The 15,801-nt window shown below is 68.1% G+C and carries 15 protein-coding genes; 1 reads left to right on the top strand and 14 read right to left on the bottom strand.

Annotated elements, in window-relative coordinates; all coding sequences use genetic code 11:
- Window positions 1-10 precede the first annotated feature (10 nt).
- The 11 genes from fliP to KAR29_RS09905 form a co-directional block, all read right to left on the bottom strand.
- Window positions 11-817: a flagellar type III secretion system pore protein FliP gene (gene fliP / locus KAR29_RS09855; RefSeq protein WP_274372823.1), complete on the bottom strand. Its 807-nt coding sequence runs from the start codon at window positions 815-817 to the stop codon at window positions 11-13.
- Window positions 807-1,199 carry a hypothetical protein gene (locus KAR29_RS09860; protein WP_274372824.1) on the bottom strand — a complete coding sequence of 131 codons (393 nt, stop codon included), beginning with the start codon at window positions 1,197-1,199 and terminating at the stop codon, window positions 807-809. The genes fliP and KAR29_RS09860 overlap by 11 nt, the downstream gene beginning before the upstream one ends.
- Before the next feature lie 17 nt (window positions 1,200-1,216).
- Entirely contained in the window at window positions 1,217-1,579 is a 363-nt protein-coding gene (locus tag KAR29_RS09865; RefSeq protein ID WP_274372825.1) for a response regulator, read from the bottom strand.
- Window positions 1,580-1,620: 41 nt separating this feature from the next.
- The gene (gene fliN / locus KAR29_RS09870) at window positions 1,621-2,706 is read right to left on the bottom strand and encodes a flagellar motor switch protein FliN (RefSeq protein ID WP_274372826.1); all 1,086 of its coding nucleotides are present in this window, start codon (window positions 2,704-2,706) and stop codon (window positions 1,621-1,623) included.
- Window positions 2,703-3,710 carry a flagellar motor switch protein FliM gene (fliM, locus tag KAR29_RS09875; protein WP_274372827.1) on the bottom strand — a complete coding sequence of 336 codons (1,008 nt, stop codon included), beginning with the start codon at window positions 3,708-3,710 and terminating at the stop codon, window positions 2,703-2,705. Before fliM ends, fliN begins: the two co-directional genes overlap by 4 nt.
- Window positions 3,711-3,729: 19 nt before the next feature.
- Window positions 3,730-4,170 carry a flagellar basal body-associated FliL family protein gene (locus KAR29_RS09880; RefSeq protein WP_274372828.1) on the bottom strand — a complete coding sequence of 147 codons (441 nt, stop codon included), beginning with the start codon at window positions 4,168-4,170 and terminating at the stop codon, window positions 3,730-3,732.
- Window positions 4,171-4,195: 25 nt separating this feature from the next.
- Entirely contained in the window at window positions 4,196-4,921 is a 726-nt protein-coding gene (locus KAR29_RS09885; RefSeq protein WP_274372829.1) for an OmpA/MotB family protein, read from the bottom strand.
- Between the two features lie 9 nt (window positions 4,922-4,930).
- A complete protein-coding gene (locus KAR29_RS09890; protein ID WP_274372830.1) occupies window positions 4,931-5,965 on the bottom strand; it encodes a flagellar FlbD family protein in 1,035 nt (344 codons plus the stop codon).
- Window positions 5,966-6,029: 64 nt separating this feature from the next.
- The gene (locus KAR29_RS09895; RefSeq protein ID WP_274372831.1) at window positions 6,030-8,981 is read right to left on the bottom strand and encodes a flagellar hook-basal body complex protein; all 2,952 of its coding nucleotides are present in this window, start codon (window positions 8,979-8,981) and stop codon (window positions 6,030-6,032) included.
- Window positions 8,982-9,088: 107 nt separating this feature from the next.
- The gene (locus KAR29_RS09900; protein WP_274372832.1) at window positions 9,089-9,496 is read right to left on the bottom strand and encodes a flagellar hook capping FlgD N-terminal domain-containing protein; all 408 of its coding nucleotides are present in this window, start codon (window positions 9,494-9,496) and stop codon (window positions 9,089-9,091) included.
- Between the two features lie 25 nt (window positions 9,497-9,521).
- Window positions 9,522-10,913, bottom strand: a complete 1,392-nt coding sequence (locus tag KAR29_RS09905) for a flagellar hook-length control protein FliK (protein ID WP_274372833.1) — start codon at window positions 10,911-10,913, stop codon at window positions 9,522-9,524.
- 16 nt (window positions 10,914-10,929) lie between these two features.
- Here KAR29_RS09905 and KAR29_RS09910 point away from each other — a divergent pair, with 16 nt between their 5' ends.
- Window positions 10,930-13,941 (top strand): hypothetical protein, encoded by a 3,012-nt coding sequence (locus KAR29_RS09910; RefSeq protein ID WP_274372834.1) that lies wholly within the window; start codon window positions 10,930-10,932, stop codon window positions 13,939-13,941.
- 120 nt (window positions 13,942-14,061) lie between these two features.
- Here the strand turns inward: KAR29_RS09910 and KAR29_RS09915 are convergent, their stop codons facing one another.
- Genes KAR29_RS09915 through fliJ form a run of 3 tightly spaced genes read right to left on the bottom strand, consistent with a single transcriptional unit; the run spans window position 14,062 to window position 15,788 of the window.
- A complete protein-coding gene (locus KAR29_RS09915; RefSeq protein WP_274372835.1) occupies window positions 14,062-14,736 on the bottom strand; it encodes a MotE family protein in 675 nt (224 codons plus the stop codon).
- On the bottom strand, window positions 14,737-15,324 hold the full coding sequence (locus KAR29_RS09920) for a lytic transglycosylase domain-containing protein (RefSeq protein ID WP_274372836.1): 588 nt from the start codon (window positions 15,322-15,324) through the stop codon (window positions 14,737-14,739).
- Entirely contained in the window at window positions 15,321-15,788 is a 468-nt protein-coding gene (gene fliJ / locus KAR29_RS09925; protein WP_274372837.1) for a flagellar export protein FliJ, read from the bottom strand. The genes KAR29_RS09920 and fliJ overlap by 4 nt, the downstream gene beginning before the upstream one ends.
- Window positions 15,789-15,801 lie beyond the last annotated feature (13 nt).

The raw sequence follows: 15,801 nt of genomic DNA on the forward strand, positions 1-15,801 counted from the left end.
TCATCCCTCCCTAGCGGAAACTGTTGAGAAGGCTGACGACGACGAGGTTCCATCCGTCGGCCATCACGAAAAGAAGCACCTTGAAGGGCAGGGAGATCATCATGGGCGGAAGCATGATCATCCCCATGCTCATGAGAACGCTGGCCACGATCATATCGACGACGATGAAGGGGACGAAGATGACGACGCCCATCTGGAAGGCCGTCTTCAGCTCGCTGAGCATGAAGGCCGGCACGAGGACCTGGAGGGGAACCTCGTCGGCGTTGCGGGGCTGGGGCAGATCGGCCATGGTGATCATCAGGGAGAGTTCTCCCTCCCGGGTCTGGCTCAGCATGAAGTCTCTCACGGGCTTCACCGTCCCCGCCCAGGCCTCAAGCGACGTCGTCTCGCCCCGCATGTAGGGGCCGAGGCCTCCGTCGTAGACGCGGGTCCAGACGGGCCCCATGGTGAAAAGGGCCAGGAAGAGGGCCAACGTGACCAACACCTGATTGGGAGGCGTCTGCTGAAGTCCCAGGGCATTGCGGACGAAGCCCAGGACGATGAGGATCCGGGTGAAGCTGGTCAGCATCAGCACCAGGGCGGGAGCGACGCTCAAGACGGTCATGAGGGCGACGATCTGAAGGGTCAGAGCCACGTCCTGAGGCGATTCGGCGCCCCGCACGCCGAGGGAGAGGGCCGGGAAGGGCGCCGTCGGCGCCTCGGGCTGGGCCAGGACGGGCGAAGCGGCCAGGCAGAGGCAGAGAAGCGCCACGAGAACCGCCGCCAGGGCCGGAAGGCCGTCTCCGGGCAGACGGAAAGAGCAGGCCCTAGCCCTCATCGCCGTCGTCCTTCTCCCAGAGGGCCCGGTCCCAACGACCGATGACGGTCGCGCCGCCGCGACCGGAGACGACGGCGATCACTTCGGGACCGCAGCGGACGATGTAGAGGGCGTCCCTTCCCAAAGGAAGGGTGCCCAGAAGGCGGCAGCGACCGGAGAGGGGGAACCTCCGACGGAACCAAGGGGCCCGGGAAAGACGGGAGAGGCCGAAAAAGAGGGCGCAGAGAAGAAGGGCTCCCAGGGCCAGCCGGAGTCCGTAGCTCCCCATATCGGGCGAGGCCGAGGCCAGGGCCGGAAGAGGACGAAAGACCAGAAGCCAGACCGGAACGGAGAAGGCGAGGGATGCCTTGGCATCGCCTCGCCCCACTCTCCCGCCGAACACGGGGCCGACCTCCCCGATCAACCCAGAGCCTTGCGCAGCGACTCCAGGACCCGATCGGGCTGAAAGGGCTTGACGATGAAATCGGAGGCCCCGGCCTGGATGGCCTCGATGACCATGGACTGCTGCCCCATGGCGCTGACCATGACGACCTTGGCCGCAGCCTTGAGTTTCTTGATCTCCTTCACGGCCGAGATGCCGTCCATCTCGGGCATGGTGATATCCATCGTCACCAGATCGGGATTGAGTTCCTGAAAAAGCTGGACGCCCACCTTGCCGTTCTCGGCTTCACCGATGACTTCGAAGCCGTTCTTGAGGAGTATGTCCTTCAGCATCATGCGCATAAAGGCTGCATCATCGACGATCAGTACTTTGGCTCCCATCCCGCTGTTCAACCTCCTTAGGCCCTCGTCGGTCTCAAAGGTCACCGGCCGATGGAGCGGATACGCTCGGCCTTGCTGACGATCTCGCTGATGCGGACTCCGAAGCTCTCGTCGATGACGACGACCTCTCCGCGAGCCACAAGCTTGCCGTTGACGAGGACGTCCACCGGTTCGCCTGCCATCTTCTCCAATTCTAACACGGAGCCCGGCCCGAGACCGAGCACCTCTCCGATCGTGCGAGAGGTACGGCCTAATTCAACCGTAACAGTGACGGGGATGTCAAGGATGAGGTCCAGATTTCCCGGCGCGACGATCTCCTCGGCCTGGGAAAGAGGGGCGAACTGGGCCGGCCGGACATCGACGGGCTGCGGCTCGGGACGGCGCGGGGCGGCCGGGGCCGGACCGGAGGAAGAGGGCACCGACGGAGCGGAGGCGGACCGGGCGGGCTGAGGCGCGACAGGAGGCGGAGCCATCCTGGCCGTGACATCGTCGGCCAGGGCGAAGGCGTCCTTCTCCCCCATGACGAAGCTGAGCGCCACGGAGCCGACCTGATCGATGGCGACGTCCACGGCAAGACAGACGACGCGCTCGCCCGCTCCCAACCCCCGGAGGGGAAGCCAGCTCCCCTCCTCCAGCGTCGCCACGGCGTCGGCGGGGACGAGCCTTTTGCCGCCCAGAAGGCCGCTGAGCCCCGTCAGGGCGGCACCGACGATCTGGCTGAGCCCCTCCTGAGAGGCGCTCAGGTAGAGATCGTTCGACTCGGACGGCAGCTCCTTGCCGTCGCCGCCCATCATCAGGTCGGCCAGAAGGAGCCCCGTCCGCTCCGAAAGGAGAACGGCCATGGGGGCATCGTGGAGGCCGTCGCAGCGGAAGCGGAAGGCCAGGACGCGATCGCCGCCGAAACGGCCGGGAAGATCGCCCTGAACCAGCCGAAGGGGATCCTGAGGCACGCAGGAGACGTCGCGACCGGCCAGCATCCCCATGACATTGCCCGAGGCCTCGGCGAAGAGGGATCCGATCTCGCCCAGGGGCGACGCCGGTCCCCCGGCCGGTTCGGGGGCTCCTCCCAGAGCCGCGCCCTGGAGCAGGGCGTTGATTTCGTCTTGGCTGAGCAGATCATCCATCATGACAGAGAACCCTCCTCATCGGGGTCGGTCGGCACCAGGCCGGTAATCTCGGCCGCGAAATTCCCTCGGGAAAGCCCCGGCCTCGCCAGATACTTGACCTCTTTCCCCACGAGAACGCGAATGGGATCGTCGAGCCCCTGATCGAGGCGTATCACCTGCCCCGGCTGAAGCTGCAGGATGTCGTCGACGGTCAGAGTCACCCGGCCCAGCTCCAGGGCGAGAGGGACCCTGATCTTGCGGATCTTCTTCTCCAGGATGGGGCGGGCCTCGGCCCCGTCCTTGCGGCCCGTCGAGGCGAACCAGTGCTGAGAGCTGAGCTTGTCGATCATGGGCTCCATGACGAAATAGGGGATGCAGAGATTCATGATCCCCTGCACGCCGGCGATCTCCAGCTTGAGCGTCACGAGAAGGACCATATCCGTCGCCGGGCAGATCTGGACGAAAAAGGGGTTGCTCTCCATGCTCTCGAAGCGGAAGCGGATGTCGACGACGGTGCTCCAGCTCTCCTCCATGAGCTCCAGAATGCGCATGAGGACCCGTTCGACGACGGTCTGTTCGATGTCGGTCAGGTCACGGGGCTTGAGGATCGACTCCCCCTTGCCGCCCAGCATCCTGTCGATGATGGTGAAGACGATGGAGGGGTTGATCTCGAGGACGGCGTTGCCGTTGAAGGGGTACATCTCCAGGACGGCGATGACCGTGGGCTGCACCAGGGAGCGGACGAACTCGTCGTAGGACATCTGATCCACCGAGGCCACCTCGACGGAGACCATCGATCGGACCATCGTCGAAAGAGAGGTCGTCATCTGACGGGCGAAGGCGTCGTGGATCATCTGGATGGCCCGGAGCTGATCCTTGCTGAACTTGTCGGGCCGCCGGAAATCGTAGGTCTTGATCTTCTTCTCGGCATGGGCCCTGGAGATCGCTTCGGCATCGACCTCCCCGCTCGTAAGCGCGCTCAGCAGATTGTCGATCTCCGACTGGGAGAGGACTTCCGGAACCATGACAGGCCTCCTCGGCGGTCTATTGGAGCACGAACTCCGTGAAGAGCACCCTCTTCACGGGGGGCGTCCCCTTCAGGGGAGGGAGAAGCGCGTTGAGACGGGTCCGCAGATCCTGGGAGAGCTCGAGGAGCCCCTCGGCGCTGCGGAGGGCCGTGAAACGGCGGTCCTTCACGGTGAGGATGATCTCGTTCTTGATTCGCGTCAGCCAGCCCGGATCGGCCAGGGCCTCCGTGGCCTTCACCGACGTCATCTCCAGGGTGAGGGAGAAACGGGCGATGCGGGGGTCCTTGTCGGCCAGGTTGACGGTGAACTCGCCGACGGGGACGACGGGACCGGGCGTATCGGCGACGACATCGCCCTTGTCCGAACCGAGGCGGCCTCCCAGCAGAAGTCCCGCGCCGATTCCGCCGGCGAGGACGACGAGGACGACGACAGCGATGAGTGCGATCTTTTTGATCATCGGGCTTCCCTCCGAACGAAGTCAGCTAGCGGCGAGGATACTGGGAGAGGACGACCAGATCGACGCGGCGGTTGAGCCGTCGATGCTCGGCCGTATCGTTGGGAACGAGAGGCCTCGCGGGACCGAACCCCACGGCCTGGAGACGTCCCGCCTCGACTCCGGCCGAAATCAGGAAGGAGGCCACGCCCGCGGCCCTCATGGCCGAAAGGCCCCAGTTGTCCCGGTAAGGCCCTCCCCTGAGGGGGAGGCCGTCGGTGTGCCCCTCGACGGAAAGGGCGTTGGGCACCTCGGCCAGAAGAAGGCCCATCTTGTGGATCAGCCTCTGCCCCTCGGGGCGGAGATCGACGGCGCCCGTCTCGAAAAGGACCTGCTCCGAAAGGGAGATGACGATCCCCCGCTGGTCGACGGTGACGGAGACCTGCCCCTCCATCTGTTCCCGGCGGACGAGGGCGACGACCCGCTCCGAGACGTGGCGGATGTCCTGGGTCTGGCGCGTCGACGTTCCGGCGTCGGAGGCCGTCTGGCCGCCGAAGGGATTGGTCGTCTCCTCCTCGACGGACTTGCCTCCGGGCATGACGCCCAGGGCGCCCTGGAAGGAGAGGAGGAGCTTCTCGAACTTCTGGACGTCGATCGTCGAGAAGGCGAAGAGGAAGACGAAAAAGGTCAGAAGGAGCGTCACCATGTCGCCGTAGGTGGTCAGCCAGGCCTGGCCGTTGCCGCCCGATTCGACCTTGCGCCGCTTGCGCGCCATGGACCTCCCCTACCTTTCCTCTCCCTTGCCGTCCCGGTTTTTCTCCTCGTCGAGAACGTCGCGGAGCTGAGGCGGCAGGAAAACCTTGAGCTTCTCTTCGACGATGCGGGGGTTCTCCCCGGCCTGGATGGCCAGGACGCCCTCGACCATCAGCTCCCGCGAGAGGACCTCCTCGGCGGAGCGCACGGCCAGCTTGCGCGAGACGGGGATGCAGATCACGTTGGCCAGGAAGGAGCCGTAAAAGGTGGTGATGAGGGCCACGGCCATGCCGGGCCCCAGGGCGTCGGGATCGCTGAGGTTGCGGAGCATCTGGATGAGGCCGATGAGCGTTCCCAGCATGCCGAAGGCCGGAGCCAGTTCGGCCATGGTGTCGAACATCTGTTTGCCCGCGGCGTGACGGTCCTCGAGGAGGCCGATCTCCGTATCGAGGATGCCCTTGACCAGCTCGGGATCGGTGCCGTCGACGACGAGCTGGATCGATTTGCGCAGGAACTGGTCGTCCAGCTCGGACGTGTCGTCCTCGAGGGCCAGGAGCCCCTCGCGGCGGGCCTTCTCGGCGAAGCTGACCAGAGTCTGGACGAGGCCGATCAGGTCGGGGCTCTCGGCGAAAAAGGCCCGGCGCAGCACCTTGCCGACCCCCCGTATCCGCTCCATGGGGTTGGCCATGATGGTGGCGCCGAAGGTGCCTCCGACGGTGACGAGCAGAGAGGGGAAGTTGACGAAGGCCCCCGGTTCACCGCCGACGACGATGCCCCCTATGACCAGAATGACGGCCAGGAGAAGGCCTATGAGCGTTGCCAGATCCACGGCGGCACCTTCCTTTCGGCGACATCGGGCGCGGCGGTCAGTCCCTCTCCCCCGGGGGACGTTCAGGGACCGGCGGAAGGCGACGACGCGACCGACCACGTCCGAGACGGACTCGCGCACGACGTAGCGCCTCCCGTTGACGAGAAAGAGGACCGTGTCGGGCCGGGCCTCGACGGTCTCGATGAGATCGGCGTTGATCACGAAGACCTCGCCGTTGAGCCGCGTCACCTCGATCATCGCCGGCCTCCTCCGCGGGAGGGGAGAGAGGCGATCCCTCCCCTCCATTCTACATCAAGAAAGACTACCGCTTCAGATTGATCAGCTCCTGGAGCACGTCGTCGCTGGTGGTGATGACGCGGGCGTTGGCCTGGAAGCCGCGCTGGGCCAGGATGAGGCGGACGAACTCCTCGGTGAGGTCCACGTTGGACATCTCCAGATTGCCGCCCGAAATACTCCCGGCGCCGCCCTCGGTGGGAGAGCCGATCTGGGGAAGACCCGAGTTGGCGCTGGCCGTAAAAACCGTGTCGCCCTCCTTGTTCAGCCCCTGGGGGTTGGCGAAGAGGGCCAGGGCCACGCGGGAGAGGGCCCGGCTCTGATCGTTGCTGTAGACGCCGAGGATGACGCCGTCGGAGGTGACGGAGTAGTCCTCCAGGACACCCATCTCGTAGCCGTCCTGGGTGTAGGCCTTCGTCGAGAAGGCCGAGCCGAACTGGGTCACGCCCTCGATGGGCTCCTCGTCGAAGGATTCGCCGGAGAAATCGAGCGTCACCGTGGCGTCCTCGGCGCCGATGGCCGAGTAGGAGATGCCGATCTCGGCCGTGCCGCCCATCTCCAGCTTGCCGTCGGAGGTGAAGCGGAGGATCCCCGTGTTGTTCTGGAGCGGGATCGTCGACTCGTCGGGCAGGTAGGCCGTCCAGCTCCAGAGGTTGTTGCCCACCTTCTGCCAGACCACCTCCAGGGTGTGCTCGTTGCCCAGGGTGTCGTAGGTGCTGACCTTCGAGGAGTGCTGGCTGGCCAGGTTCTGCGTCACCGAGGCGACCTGGGTCCCTCCGGCGTTGGACTCGTAGGAAAAGAGAACCTTCCGCGAATCGCTGGGGTTGGGGATGGCCGTCACGGTGACGCCTCCCGTGAGGCCCGTGACCTGGGCGCTTCCCGAATAGGCCCCGCCCGAATAGGTCAGTCCCGTGCCGAAGGTGAAGGGCTCCATCGTCCCCTGCGCGTTGGGCCCCCAGAGGGTGATCGTGTCGCCGTAGTTGGCCCCGCCGGCGGTGGAGCTGCCGAAATCGACGAGGTACTGGCCTCCGTTGATCTCCGTCGTCTGGAAGTTGAACTCGGAATAACTCCAGAGGGTGGCCCCCGTGTCGGTATTCTTGACGGTGAAGGTCGACGTCGCGGGATCGTAGCCGTAGGTCACATCGGTCCCGTCGACCGTCCCCGTCGTCGTGCTGGGCACGAGGATGACCTCGCCGTCGGCCGAGACGCCCTTGAACTGGAGGGAGACCGTCTCGGCCGGCGTCCCGCCGTCGAAGAGGGAGAGGGTGATGAAATCGTCCGTCGTCGCTCCCTCTTCGAAGGAGTAGCGGACGGCGTTACCGCTCGAACTGGTGTAGGCCGTGGGGGCCGTGGCGAAAGCGGCGACCGAGACGGGATTGGCGGCGGGTTCGCTGGCTCCTGTCGGCTGTGTAAGAGTGAGTTGGCCTGTGCCTGTGTCGTAGGCAATGCCATAATGTGTCGCATCCGCCGTCGCTGCAAGCCCGGCGCTCTGCCAGGCGCTTCCGTCGTAGTAGTACAACGTATCGGTACCGGGGGTCACGGTAAACGTAGCGAAACCCGTCGCATCATCGAAACCGGTACAAGTGAGGTCAACCGTAGCCGACTGTGTCGTGGCCGTGCCGTCATCATAGGTCGTCGTCAGGGTAAGCGTCACCGTATCGCCTTCAGCTACGGACGATGCCGAAAGGGAGCCGGACAGGGTGAAATCATCTTGAACGCCCGTATAGGTCGGTACCGAGGAGAGGCTGGCCAGGGTGGTCCCGGCCTTGCTGACGACGCTGTTCCTCCCCGACGGGGCGTAGGTGGGGTTGACGTTGGCCTTGAAGCGGAGGGCCTGGCCGTCGTCGGAGACCTCGAGGAGGACGCTGTGCGTGGCGGGGAACTCGATGTCGTCGGCGGTGACGACGCTGAGGACGGCCGTCGTGTCGAAGGTGCCGTCGTCGTTGCGGGGGACGCGCCACTCGAAGTAGTCGAAGGTGTCGGGGTCCGTGGCGTTGGAGGTGTCGACGGCGGCGCCCCAGAGGCGGACGATGGCCGTGTTCCCCTCTTCGGTGACCTCGGCCAGGTAGGTCGTCTCGTCGCCGTTGGCGTCGGTGACGGTGACGGGCTCGTAGTTCATGTAGGCCCCCAGGGGGATCTGGGCGTCGTCGACGTTGAGCATGCCCGTCTCGGTGTTGAAGTTGACGTAGTGCCCCAGGGCGTCGACGGGCTCCAGGACGGGATAGTAGGTGCCGTCCGTGGCCTGGGTGACGCCCGTCAGCTTGAGTTCGATCTCGTCGACGGTGCCGTCGGCCTGGTTCTCCAGGCGGAGGACGAGGAAGTTCGAGGCCTCCTCTCCCTCGCTCACCGAGGCCGTGTAGGCCTCGCCGAGAAGGGTGACGTTCATCTCCATGCCGTCGGGGACGCCCAGGGGCAGGTAGGGATCGACGCGGCTGTCGAGGTTGCAGCGGTAGCCGACGGTGGTGGTGGCGTTGGCCTCCATCTTCTGTCCCATGGGGATCTCGATGTCGGCCAGCGTCGACGTCTGGACGTACTTCGTCGGGTCGGAGCTGTCGACGGTGAGCTGATAGCCCTGGAGGCGGTAACCCGTGCCCGACTGGGCCAGCTTGCCCTCGCCGTCGAGGGTGAAGGCGCCGGCCCGGCTGTAGACGGTCTCGCCCAGTCCCTCGAGGACGAAGTAGCCGTCGCCGGAGATGGCCATGTCGTTGCGGCTGCCCGTGTAGTCCAGGTTGCCCTGGCTGTGGATGGTCTGGATGGCGCCGACTTTGACGCCGAGGCCGACCTGGGTGGGGTTGATGCCGCCCAGATCCTCCGTCGGGGCCGAGGCGCCGCTGCTCGTCTGGTAGAGAAGGTCCTGGAAGAGGACGGTCGATCGCTTGAAGCCCGTGGTGTTGACGTTGGCGACGTTGTTGCCGACGACGTCGAGATAGGTCTGGTGGCTGCGGACGCCGGTGACGCCGGACATAAGGGAACGCAACATGGCGGTCTACCCCCTTGAGGAATGGTTGTTCACGTTGGGCGCAATCCGTTGCGGTCCCCCGAGGCCGCCTTCCCTGGCGGCCGAAAGCCTCGTGACGGCACGCACCGTCACGCCGAGACGGAAAGCACGTCTTCCATGTAGAGGTAGCCCGAATCCGTCTCGAGGATGATCTCTCCGTCGTTGAAGTAGACGGCGTTGACGACGGCCGAAACGTTCGTCGCCGAGGTGCTGTCGTAGGCGGTGACGGTCTTGCCGATGAAGCTGACGGCACCCGTCATCTGCATCTGAGTCAGGTTTTCGATGCCGCTGCTGATGTTGGTCAGCTGTTCCAGGGAGCTGAACTGGGCCATCTGAGCGATGAAATCTTCGTTGGACACGGGATCCGTCGGGTCCTGGTGGGTCAGCTGGGTGATGAGAAGCTGCAAAAAGTCGTCCTTGCCCAGCTCTTTCGTGGCCTCGCTCGTCGTCGACGTGCTCGTCGACGTGCTCGCCGCAGCCGAAATGGAATTGATCATCCTGCTCTCCTCCTTTATGCTCGCGTCAAGCCATCCAGGTCAGCAGGCCCCGTTCGAGATCGAGGGTCCCCTCGAGGGGCTCCTCCTCCTCGGGAAGGACCTGCTTCGTCTTCCGTCCGCCTTCGCCCCCGAGCGATCTCTCGCCGCCGTCGCTCCGAACGTCGACGGAGAGGCCCTGCAGGGTGATGCCCGCCTGCTGGAGCGAGGTCCGAAGCTGGTCCAGCTGGCCTTGGATCGTCTGGCGCAGCCCCTCGTTGTCGACGCGAAGGGTCGCCTCGATTCCCTGGGCTCCCTGGCGGACGGCGATCTCGACGCGACCCAGAGCGGGCGGTTCGACGACGACGGTCGCCCGGTTTTTCCCCAGGGTGAGCGTCCTTTTGGCCGCCTCGGCCAGCCCTTCCGGCAGAGGGGCGCCGCTTTTGAGCCACTGGAGCGGTTCCTCGGCCGACGCCGACGTCGCGATGGAGGAACCGTTTCCTCCGGCGACGACCCGCCCCTGTCGAAGGATCTCTTTCTCCCCGCCGTCGTCGCGGAGCAGCGAGGCGAAGGCCACCTCGCGGACCGTCGACGTGCCACCGCCGATCACCTCCGCGGAGGACGGGAAGGCCAGGGAATCGCCCCGACGCCCCTCCCCTTCGAAGGTGTCGCCCTGGCCGGCCGAGGAGGAAGCCGCGACGGCAAGATCTTCCATGGGAGAACCCTCGGCTTTCGTGCCGTCGGCCGAGGTCTTTCGGGACCGTTCGACCGCCCCCTCCCAGGGCGCGCCCTCTTCGGCGGCGCGATCGGCCGCGGCGAAGGCCCACTCCCTAGGGGATGACTCTTTATTTTCGGCACCGCCGACGACGCTCTCAAGGGCTATCGCCTCATCGGCCCTTTTTTCCGCCTTCCCGCCGGGGACGAGATCGACCGGGCGAGAGGGCGACGACGCCGACGGGGAGGCGAACGTCTCGCCGTCGGAGACGTCGACGGCCTCCGCACCCTCGGCCGTCGACGTCTCCGCCTCGGCGCGCCCCCCGCCGAGAGAAGGAGCAGAGCCGTCTTCCCCGGCGGAGCGGGAGAGACGGGGGTTCGACATAAGGAATTCGAAGGCCGACCGCGGCGGGACAGACGCGGCGGACTCGACCGTCGGGCTGGGAACCGCCGTCACCGGCTCCGCCGAAGGTGAAGCGGGGATCTCGGCGGAAAGGACTCCGCGAGGCGACTCCGCCCCGGCCGGGCCGGAGGACAGGGAAGAGGCCTCCGCCGTCGCGCGGGAGGCGGCGCCGAGGGAGGGCTCGGCCGTCGGGGCCGTCCCGTCGGCGGGGGCCGGGGCCATCCCTGCGGCGGGGGCCGAAGAGGCCGTCGACGCCGCCGTCGGGAGGGACACCTCCGTCACCGGCTTCTGGGCCGTGAGGGGGACCTCCGTCGGCTCCGCCACCGGCTGGACCGGGGTCGTGACCGTCGTCGGCTCCGCCGCCGGACGGGGAACCGCCGTCACCGGCTCCGCCGAAGGTGAAGCGGGGATCTCGGCGGAAAGGGTTCCGCGAGGCGCCTCCGCCGTCGCGCGGGAGGCGTCACTGAGGGAGGCCTCGGCCGTCGGGGCCGTCCCGTCGGGGGAGGCCGAGGCCATCCCTGCGGCGGGGGCCGAAGAGGCCGTCGACGCCGCCGTCGGGAGGGACACCTCCGTCACCGGCTTCTGGGCCGTGAGGGGGACCTCCGTCGGCTCCGCCACCGGCTGGACCGGGGTCGTGACCGTCGTCGGCTCCGCCGTCGGACGGGGAACCGCCGTCACCGGCTCCGCCGAAGGGGACGGGATCTCGGCGGACCCGTCTCCGCGAGGCGACTCCGCCCCGGCCGGGCCGGAGGACACGGAAGAGGCCGCCTCCGTCGCGCGGGAGGCATCGCCGAGGGAGGCCTCGGCCGCAGGGGCCGTCCCGTCGGCGGGGGCCGGGGCCATCCCTGCGGCGGCAGCCGAAGAGGCCGTCGACGCCGCCGTCGGGAGGGACACCTCCGTCACCGGCTTCTGGGCCGTGAGGGGGACCTCCGTCGGCTCCGCCACCGGCTGGACCGGGGTCGTGACCGTCGTCGGCTCCGCCGCCGGACGGGGAACCGCCGTCACCGGCTCCGCCGAAGGTGAAGCGGGGATCTCGGCGGAAAGGGCTCCGCCAGGCGACTCCGCCCCGGCCGGGCCGGAGGACAGGGAAGAGGCCGCCTCCGTCGCGCGGGAGGCGTCGCCGAGGGGGGACTCGACCGCAGGGGCCGTCCCGTCGGGGGAGGCCGGGGCCATCCCTGCGGCGGCAGCCGGAGAGGCCGTCGACGCCGCCGTCGGGAGGAGCACCTCCGTCGTCGGCTTCTGGGCCGTGAGGGGAACCTCCGTCGGCTCCGCCACCGGCTGGACCGGGGTCGTGACCGTCGTCGGCTCCGCCGCCGGACGGGGAACCGCCGTCACCGGCTCCGCCGAAGGGGAAGCGGGGATCTCGGCGGAAAGGGTTCCGCGAGGCGCCTCCGCCCCGGCCGGGCCGGAGGACAGGGAAGAGGCTGCCTCCGTCGCGCGGGAGGCGTCGCCGAGGGGGGACTCGACCGCAGAGGCCGTGCCGTCGGGGGAGGCCGGGGCCATCCCTGCGGCGGGAGCCGGAGAGGCCGTCGACGCCGCCGTCGGGAGGGACACCTCCGTCACCGGCTTCTGGGCCGTGAGGGGAACCCCCGTCGGCTCCGCCACCGGCTGGACCGGGGTCGTGACCCTCGTCGGCTCCGCCGCCGGGCGGACCGGGGTCGTGACCGTCGTCGGCTCCGCCGCCAGGCGGGGAACCGCCGTCACCGGCTCCGCCGAAGGGGAAGCGGGGATCTCGGCGGAAAGGGTTCCGCGAGGCGCCTCCGCCCCGGCCGGGCCGGAGGGCACGGAAGAGGCCTCCGCCGTCGCGCGGGAGGCGTCGCCGAGGGGGGACTCGACCGCAGAGGCCGTGCCGTCGGGGGAGGCCGGGGCCATCCCTGCGGCGGGAGCCGGAGAGGCCGTCGACGCCGCCGTCGGGAGGGACACCTCCGTCACCGGCTTCTGGGCCGTGAGGGGAACCCCCGTCGGCTCCGCCACCGGCTGGACCGGGGTCGTGACCCTCGTCGGCTCCGCCGCCGGGCGGACCGGGGTCGTGACCGTCGTCGGCTCCGCCGCCAGGCGGGGAACCGCCGTCACCGGCTCCGCCGAAGGGGACGGGATCTCGGCGGAAAGGACTCCGCGAGGCGCCTCCGCCCCGGCCGGGCCGGAGGGCACGGAAGAGGCCTCCGCCGTCGCGCGGGAGGCGTCGCCGAGGGGGGACTCGACCGCAGAGGCCGTCCCGTCGGGGGAGGCCGGGGCCGTCCCGTCGGCGGGGGCCGGAGAGGCCGTCGACGCCGCCGTCGGGAGGGACACCTCCGTCACCGGCTTCTGGGCCGTGAGGGGAACCCCCGTCGGCTCCGCCACCGGCTGGACCGGGGTCGTGGCCGTCGTCGGCTCCGCCGCCGGGCGGACCGGGGTCGTGGCAGGCTCGGCCGTCGGACGGGGAACCGCCGTCACCGGCTCGGCCGAAGGGGAAGCGGGGATCTCGGCGGAAAGGGCTCCGCGAGGCGCCTCCGCCCCGGCCGGGCCGGAGGACGCGGAAGAGGCCTCCGCCGTCGCGCGGGAGGCGGCGCCGAGGGGGGACTCGACCGCAGAGGCCGTGCCGTCGGGGGAGGCCGGGGCCATCCCTGCGGCGGGAGCCGGAGAGGCCGTCGACGCCGCCGTCGGGAGGGACACCTCCGTCACCGGCTTCTGGGCCGTGAGGGGAACCCCCGTCGGCTCCGCCACCGGCTGGACCGGGGTCGTGGCCGTCGTCGGCTCCGCCGCCGGGCGGACCGGGGTCGTGACCGTCGTCGGCTCCGCCGCCAGGCGGGGAACCGCCGTCACCGGCTCCGCCGAAGGGGACGGGATCTCGGCGGAAAGGACTCCGCGAGGCGCCTCCGCCCCGGCCGGGCCGGAGGGCACGGAAGAGGCCTCCGCCGTCGCGCGGGAGGCGTCGCCGAGGGGGGACTCGACCGCAGAGGCCGTCCCGTCGGGGGAGGCCGGGGCCGTCCCGTCGGCGGGGACCGAAAGAGGGGCTTCCACCGCGGCAGAGACCGTCACCACGGACAGAGCCGCCGCAGCGCCTTCGCCCGTCCCCACGGCAGACGATCCCGTCGGGGAGGAGCGCCTCTCGGAGGTCTCCTCCTCGACGGAAGACGCCGCGTCGGGAGAGAGGTCCCCGGGAACCGGCAAGGAGTCGTCGGGGCCCTCCGAGGCCGGAGAGAGGCCCTCCTCCGGAGAGTCGTGGGGAAGAGGAACTTCCAGGGAGGGCAGGAAGAGGAGCGCGCGGAAGGAGGCCGTCCCTTCGCCCTGCTCCGAACCCCCGACGGCGCCCCCGCCGTCGGAAGGCGTCGTCGTCGGCCCTCCGGCGACGCCCTTTCGGGAATCCATGTAAGCGCCGAGGAGGGTCGAGAAGGCCTCGGCCTTCACAAACCCCTCCCCTTTAGCCGTTCCTGAAAAGACCCTTCCGTTCCCTCCCGGGGGAAAAAGGATCAGGGAAGCCTTCGTCATCGGTTCACCTCGCAGATCCCGTCGAAGCCAGCTGTTCCGTCAGCCTCGCAGCTCGGGGAGCGTCCATGCTCCCGAGTATTTCGGCGGACTTGTCCTGGGGCAGCCCCCTGAGAAGGGCCACGGACAGCCTCTCGTCGAGTTCTTCGAGAATTTTCGCCGCCTTGCGCGAGGACATCTCCTGAAAGATGTTTCCCACGGATCGGAGAAGTTCCTCTGTAGTTATTTCGGGCTTTTCGGCGCCGACCTTAAGGCTCTCCGCCAGGGCCGCCTCCCGTTGCGCCAGGATTTCGGCCTTTTCGGCCAGTTGGGCGGCGAGGAGCTGAAGGGATTCCCCCTCCTCCGCCAGGTCGAGACGTTGCCGCCGAAGGAGGTCCTCCCTCTCGGCCAGTTCGGACAGGAGACGCTCTCCGGCCGAAAGGGCGAGATCGCGCTTCAGGCCAAGGGCCTCTCCGATGCGGGGACCGATGACGGGCAGGGACCAGACGAGCCGCGTCAGGGGCCCTTTGACGTCGGCGGCACCGCTGATCTGAAGGCCCAGGGCGGCGCCGAGAAGGAGGATGAGAAGGAAAAAGCAGCCGCAGCCCTTTCCCTTCTTTTTTTTCCGCGGCGGCCGCGGAGGGCGCGGAGTCGCGCCGGAGCCCTCGGCGCGATCGGGGCGATCGGGGCGTTCCTCGGCCATCTAGACCCCACCTTCCTCTCTTCGGTAGCGGCTCAGGACGTTTCTGACGTAGGCCTGGGTCTCCCGGAAGGGGGGAATGCCGCCATAGGCGTCGACCCGACCCGGCCCGGCGTTGTAGGCGGCCAGGGCCTTCTCGAGATCGCCGTCGTAGCGGCTCAGGAGACCGGCCAGGTAGCGGATGCCGCCGTCGAGGTTCTGTTCGGGATCATAGGCGTCTTCGACGCCCAGCATCTTCGCCGTTCCCGGCATGAGCTGCATGAGTCCCATGGCTCCCTTGGGAGAGCGGGCCTGCGGGTTGCCCGCCGACTCGACGGCGATGACGGCCTGGACGAGGTCGTCGTCGACGCCGTGGAGAAGGGCCAGATTCTTGCGGATCCGATCGAGGTTGACCGTCGGCTCCGCGCTTCGGGCCCTTTTCGCGGGGGCGGGTTCGACGGGGAGATCGTCGGGGCGCTCCTCCTCGGCCAGGACCTCACGAAAGCGGGATTTCTCCTCCTTTTCGGGCAGGATCGCCTTGGGACCGAAACGGGATTGGATCGCCTCCACTCGCTGGAAGATCCGGACCAGACCGTCAAAGGAGTTTTTCACGCGTCGTCGCCTCCTTCTTTCATGGCCATGGCGGCGAATCGACTCGACGTCAGATCGTCCAGGAGGGCCTGTTCCTTTTTGAGACACTCCGTTCGCCAGAGCTCCCTGTAGCCGTCCAGGGCCGTCTCGAAGGTTCGGACCTCCCTGTGTTTGAGGAGCAGCTCTTCGCGGGCCGATTCGACGCCCCGAACGGCCAGGGCCAGGCAGCGGCCGTTCTCGTCGAGGTTACGGCCGATCCGGTCGAGATCGCAGCGGCTCATCCAGAGTTCCTGAACGGTCGTCGCCTCGACGGCGCGGCGGCCGAAGGAGGCCAGAGCCTCTTCCTTCTCGCCTCGGAGTTTATCCATGTGCCCTTCGAGGGTCGTCTTTTCTCTCTGGCGGTTGCCCAGCTCCTCCTTGAGGAGATCCTCCTCGCGCTCCTTGGTCTGCAAGAGGCGTTTGAAACGATGAATGCGCTGAATCATCGGGCAAAACCTC

It is taken from the genome of Aminithiophilus ramosus (assembly GCF_018069705.1).
In the GTDB taxonomy this organism is placed as follows: Bacteria; Synergistota; Synergistia; order Synergistales; family Aminithiophilaceae; genus Aminithiophilus; species Aminithiophilus ramosus.

What these genes read in the sequence shown, in the direction of transcription:
- fliP (WP_274372823.1), bottom strand. Translation starts at nt 817, where the DNA reads ATGAGGGCTAGGGCCTGCTCTTTCCGTCTGCCCGGAGACGGCCTTCCG.
- KAR29_RS09865 (WP_274372825.1), bottom strand. Translation starts at nt 1,579, where the DNA reads ATGGGAGCCAAAGTACTGATCGTCGATGATGCAGCCTTTATGCGCATG.
- fliN (WP_274372826.1), bottom strand. Translation starts at nt 2,706, where the DNA reads ATGATGGATGATCTGCTCAGCCAAGACGAAATCAACGCCCTGCTCCAG.
- fliM (WP_274372827.1), bottom strand. Translation starts at nt 3,710, where the DNA reads ATGGTTCCGGAAGTCCTCTCCCAGTCGGAGATCGACAATCTGCTGAGC.
- KAR29_RS09880 (WP_274372828.1), bottom strand. Translation starts at nt 4,170, where the DNA reads ATGATCAAAAAGATCGCACTCATCGCTGTCGTCGTCCTCGTCGTCCTC.
- KAR29_RS09885 (WP_274372829.1), bottom strand. Translation starts at nt 4,921, where the DNA reads ATGGCGCGCAAGCGGCGCAAGGTCGAATCGGGCGGCAACGGCCAGGCC.
- KAR29_RS09890 (WP_274372830.1), bottom strand. Translation starts at nt 5,965, where the DNA reads ATGATCGAGGTGACGCGGCTCAACGGCGAGGTCTTCGTGATCAACGCC.
- KAR29_RS09895 (WP_274372831.1), bottom strand. Translation starts at nt 8,981, where the DNA reads ATGTTGCGTTCCCTTATGTCCGGCGTCACCGGCGTCCGCAGCCACCAG.
- KAR29_RS09900 (WP_274372832.1), bottom strand. Translation starts at nt 9,496, where the DNA reads ATGATCAATTCCATTTCGGCTGCGGCGAGCACGTCGACGAGCACGTCG.
- KAR29_RS09915 (WP_274372835.1), bottom strand. Translation starts at nt 14,736, where the DNA reads ATGGCCGAGGAACGCCCCGATCGCCCCGATCGCGCCGAGGGCTCCGGC.
- fliJ (WP_274372837.1), bottom strand. Translation starts at nt 15,788, where the DNA reads ATGATTCAGCGCATTCATCGTTTCAAACGCCTCTTGCAGACCAAGGAG.